General features: G+C 31.9%; 3 protein-coding genes. 2 read left to right on the top strand and 1 reads right to left on the bottom strand.

Annotated features, from left to right (window positions below; genetic code table 11):
- Positions 1-249: 249 nt before the first annotated feature.
- On the bottom strand, positions 250-936 hold the full coding sequence (locus HNP25_RS21535; RefSeq protein WP_184137820.1) for a response regulator transcription factor: 687 nt from the start codon (positions 934-936) through the stop codon (positions 250-252).
- Positions 937-1,108: 172 nt separating this feature from the next.
- Here HNP25_RS21535 and HNP25_RS21530 point away from each other — a divergent pair, with 172 nt between their 5' ends.
- Both HNP25_RS21530 and HNP25_RS21525 read left to right on the top strand, forming a co-directional pair.
- Positions 1,109-1,636, top strand: coding sequence for an acyl-CoA thioesterase (locus HNP25_RS21530; RefSeq protein WP_184137818.1), 528 nt, complete (start codon positions 1,109-1,111; stop codon positions 1,634-1,636).
- Positions 1,637-1,692: 56 nt separating this feature from the next.
- The gene (locus tag HNP25_RS21525; RefSeq protein WP_184137816.1) at positions 1,693-3,615 is read left to right on the top strand and encodes a RecQ family ATP-dependent DNA helicase; all 1,923 of its coding nucleotides are present in this window, start codon (positions 1,693-1,695) and stop codon (positions 3,613-3,615) included.
- Positions 3,616-3,703 lie beyond the last annotated feature (88 nt).

Below are 3,703 nucleotides of genomic sequence, written 5' to 3'. Positions count from 1 at the left end.
TAACCACCAAACTTAATCGCAAAGTTTTTTGAAAATATTTCTATAAAAAATCACAACATACACCGCAAATAACTTAATATCAATACTTTATTACAACCAATAAATATTGAAAAAAATTTGAAAAAATCTCAAACACTCAAACCAAATGAGAATCCTACAAACAAAAAAGAGGTGAAGTACATAAAAATACATCACCTCTCTTTATGATTTATACAAAATTTTCTCCAAATCTAGCCTAAAAATGGATACTTATGATACATCTAATCGAAATCCTACTCCATGAACATTGGTTAGTTTGACATTTTGATCTTTATTAAGATACTTTCTTAAACGAGTAATGAATACATCAAGGCTTCTTCCTTTAAAGTAGTCATCATCTCCCCAAATTGCGATTAGGATTTTATCCCTTGATTGAGTTTCATTCTTATGATTTACTAGAAATGCCAACAAGTCTGCTTCTCGATGAGTAAGGTCTTGTACTTCGTTTTCAAAAAACAATTTCAAGTTTTTTATATCAAAAGTATATTTCCCAATTACCTGAAGTCCTTGATTTACCGTTTGTCCAGTTTTCTTTCCTGTTCTTTTTAGAATTGCTTCTATTCTTAACACCAATTCTTCAATACTGAATGGTTTGGTCAGATAATCATCTGCTCCTAATTTCAAGCCTTTGATTCTATCTTCTTTTAATGATTTTGCCGTTAAGAAAATAATCGGTACATCACTTCCAGTTCCTCTTACAAATTCGGCAAGCGAAAACCCATCCATCTCTGGAAGCATTACATCAAAAATGCAAATATCGTATTGGTTACTTTGAAAAGCTCTTTGTCCCGCTTTTCCATCGATTTGAAGGTCGATGGTGTATCCTTCTTGTTCTAGATTGTCTTTTACTACAAAACCTAAGCTATCGTCGTCTTCGACTAGTAATATTTTTGTCATTCGTTTGATTATAAGATTATCTTCCTTTATGAATGAAGTGTATTAAAAAAATATTGTGTTGCTAATGTACTTGTTTTAGCCAATATTTACAATTCGTAGCGAATTGCTACTTTTGTAAGTAATTATTCAAATAAAAGTCATTTCATAAAATTGGCTATTAAACAGAAAAAGTATGTTCTCTTTAAATCCCGATAAACAATATCCTAAAAAATTATATTCAAAAGCAGTTGTGAGGTTTCAAGATTGCGATCCGTTGAAACATTTGAACAATGCCAAGTACTTCGATTATTTCTTCAATGCTCGTGAAGACCAAGTGGCAACAATTTATGAATTTGATTATAATGACTATTTTGAGCATAACAAAACGTCTTGGGTGGTGTATAATCATCAAATTGCTTATGTTAATTCAGCCAAAGTAAGCGAAAGAATCGGTATTATTTCTTCAGCAATCTATTTTAATGACGATACTTTGGTTACAGAATTTGTGATGACAGACGAAAATTGCTCACATTTGAAAGCTGTACTTTGGACAACCTCAAAATATATTGATGTAATTACGGGTAAAAAAACAGCACATCAACCAGAAGTAACCAATTTTTTAAATGCCATTTGTGTAGAAGGAATCGACTTTGAACACATTAATTTGAATTCAAGAATTAAAACTATCAAACAAGAATTATTGGCAGGAATATTTATTTGAAGTTTTTTTCTGCTCTACACATTTCAATATTTATAAAGAAAATCTGTTGATTACCTATGTTAGCTCAAGAAGTATTAAAACAGTATTGGGGTTATGATTATTTTCGTCCATTACAAGAAGAAATCATTCGTTCTGTAATTGATGGACGAGACACTTTGGCATTGATGCCAACTGGTGGTGGAAAATCTTTGTGTTTTCAAGTACCAGCTTTGATGAAAGAAGGAATCTGTATCGTAGTTTCACCATTGATTGCTTTAATTCAAGATCAAGTAGAACAACTAAAACGTAGAGGAGTATCTGCCATTGGCATTTTTTCGGGAATGCACAAAAATCAAATTGATATTGCCTTAGATAATTGTATTTATGGCGATGTAAAATTTTTATATGTTTCGCCCGAACGTTTGCAAACTACTATTTTCATAGAAAGAATAAAACAGATGAAAGTAAATCTTTTGGCTGTTGACGAAGCACATTGTATCTCGCAATGGGGACATGATTTCAGACCACCTTACATGAAAATCGCTGAATTCAGGAAAATAATTCCGACCGTTCCGCTTATTGCACTTACCGCTACTGCTACCAAAGAAGTAAAAGAAGAAATTCAAACTCGTTTAGAGATGAATTCTCCTGCTATTTTTCAACAAAGTTTTGCTCGTGAAAACTTATCGTACGCTGCTTTTAAGGAAGAAGATAAAGAAAAACGTCTCATTAAAATACTTCAAAACGTACAAGGTTCATCAGTTATTTATGTACGAAATCGACGAAGAACTCAAGAAGTATCAGATTTATTGAATAGAAATAATATTACAACAACGTTTTATCATGCAGGATTAAATGCAGATGAACGAAGTAAAAGACAGAGTAACTGGATTAAAAATCAAGTCAGGGCAATCGTAGCAACGAACGCATTTGGCATGGGAATCGACAAGCCAGATGTAAGAACGGTTATTCATTTAGATTTACCAGATACTTTAGAAGCCTATTATCAAGAAGCTGGGCGTGCTGGGCGAGATGGCGAAAAAGCTTACGCTGTAGCACTTTTCAATCAAACTGATGTTGAAAATTTAGCGAAAAACATTCAGCAGAATTATCCGCCAATTGAATTAGTTAGAATAGTTTATCAGTGTTTGGGGAATTTCTTTCAGTTAGCTGTTGGTTCAGGAGAGTTTTCAAGCTTTGATTTTGATTTAGTAGAATTTCAAAAAAGGTTTGACTTACCTCCTACTGATACTTATTTCGCTTTAAAAATTCTGGAAAATGAAGGTTTTATTCAGCTTTCAGATTCGTTTCATAGTTCTTCTAAAATTACTTTAAAGGTTGATAATCGACAATTGTATGATTTTCAGTTAAGAAATCCTAAGTATGATTCCTTCATCAAGTTAGTTTTAAGAATGTATGGCGGAGAATTATTCAGTACTTTTTTGACAATTTCAGAAGTAAATATTGCCAAAGCATATTCTGTACCGATAAAAGATGTGGAAATGATGCTTTCGAGTTTAGAGAAGTTTGATTTGATTATTTACGATAAACAGAAAGATAAACCACAAGTAACATTTTTAACAACAAGATTTGATGCTAAAAATTTACCGATTCAAGTTCAAGAAATTAATCATCGTAAAGAAAAATCATTACAAAAAGCTAAATCTGTTGGACATTATGTAAGTCATGAAAAAAGATGTCGAACACAACTATTACTGGAATACTTTGACGAGAAAACAGACGATACTTGTGGAATTTGTGATAATTGCTTGAAACAAAAAAAGCAAAGTAAGCAAACGATTGAAGATGATGAACTTGTAAAAAGTAATCAGCAAAAAATCAAACAGCTATTAGCGAACGGAGCAATGACTTTGCAATTAATTATTCAGATTATGCAACCAGCTAATCAAGCATTATTGAAAGACATTATTCGAGAAATGATTGCAGATGAAGAGTTGGTTTATGATTCAGAAGGAAAATTAAAGCTTTCAGGTACTTAGGCTTTCCTTGAAAATTGTTTTTCAATATTCATTCATAATAAAATCCACTCATATTCTGGGTGGATTTTTCATTTTATTTGAGGTGATT

Source organism: Arcicella rosea (genome assembly GCF_014204325.1).
Classification (GTDB): Bacteria; Bacteroidota; Bacteroidia; order Cytophagales; family Spirosomataceae; genus Arcicella; species Arcicella rosea_A.
This window is presented reverse-complemented; position numbering and strand designations above follow the sequence as displayed.